This window comes from Asaia prunellae JCM 25354 (genome assembly GCF_000613885.1).
Classification (GTDB): domain Bacteria; phylum Pseudomonadota; class Alphaproteobacteria; order Acetobacterales; family Acetobacteraceae; genus Asaia; species Asaia prunellae.
The window spans coordinates 1-1,174 of record NZ_BAJV01000034.1; the positions used below are offsets into that span (position 1 = coordinate 1).

General features: G+C 53.7%; 1 protein-coding gene. It reads right to left on the reverse strand.

Annotated elements, in window-relative coordinates:
* The coding region (locus JCM25354_RS15375) for an autotransporter strand-loop-strand O-heptosyltransferase (protein WP_051537449.1) at window positions 1-1,166 on the reverse strand (1,166 nt) is incomplete at its 3' end.
* Between the last annotated feature and the right edge of the window lie 8 nt (window positions 1,167-1,174).

The window sequence follows — 1,174 nt, forward strand, 5'->3', positions numbered from 1 at the left end:
ACGATATCTGTTGAGATCAGGCGTGAGCACTCGAACTGACGCTCTGTATTGGCATGTCTCGGGCACCAGAGAAAATCGGCATGATCGAATTGATGCCTCGGGTCATTCCAGCAGGAATTGCAGCTATGCCATGAGATGATGCGCCATGGCGTGTGAAACTCGTTGTTCGGATGGGTAAAGCCGGAGATCATGACTGTCTTCGTACCCATAGCCCAGGCCAGCCAGCTCAATCCGGAACTGAGCCCGATAAAGAGATCTGCATGTTTGAGCCAGCGCGCGCGCTCGGCCAGCGGCTTGTTGCCGGTCTCATCCTCAGCGCCATTCGGTATATGGTTCCAGACAATTCCGGAACCGTTGAAAGGCCTCTGATCAATACAGATCACGCGATAGCCACGCTTTTTCAGAAATTCCACAACCCCGTGCCATCCTCCCGGATTATTCCAGTATTTGCACTGCGCTGATGCCTGGGTCGCAATACAGACATATGGCTCCTTGATGGGGCGCGTATCATCCTCAATGACAATCTTCGGGGGTGTTTCTGCAGGATCGACACCCAGAATATAGCCCGCCGTACGATGCAGGCCGACATAGCGGAAATCGCAGGGCTGGTTGATATTGTCCGTGTCATCGAAAAACAGGCCAATATTATACGTCGCATAGATCTGCCGGCGCAGAGGGCTGTTTTCCAGCTCCTCTTTCGTCATCAGCTGTATGCCTGGATAGGCTTTCTGGAAAAGCGGTATAAACACAGCCGCCAGCGTACAGATCACACGGGCACCACTCTGTTCAGCAAAACGGGCAACATAGGGAAACCAGCCCAGCGTATCGCCCAGCGTACCAACCGGAAGCTGCACCAGAACATAATTATCCTGTGCGTCGAACTCATGGTGCAGCACTCTGGTCTCAGTACCATCAGGCGCAATACGCTGCACATCGACCGCAAAGCGGATATAGAACTTCTTGGTTGAAGACAGATGCCCCTCTTCCAGATCACCCTGGAATATGATCGTCGAATTATCGAGATCTGTCAGCGTGGCCCGCCAGCGCCCTTCTGCCTGTTTGGGAAGCAGGACGCGTGCCCCCCAGTTGAAGTCAAAATAAATCCCCTGCCCAGCATCGATCGTGGGAACATCAGATGGCGGCAGATAAGGCTGCCCATTGGCCACAGAGTGGG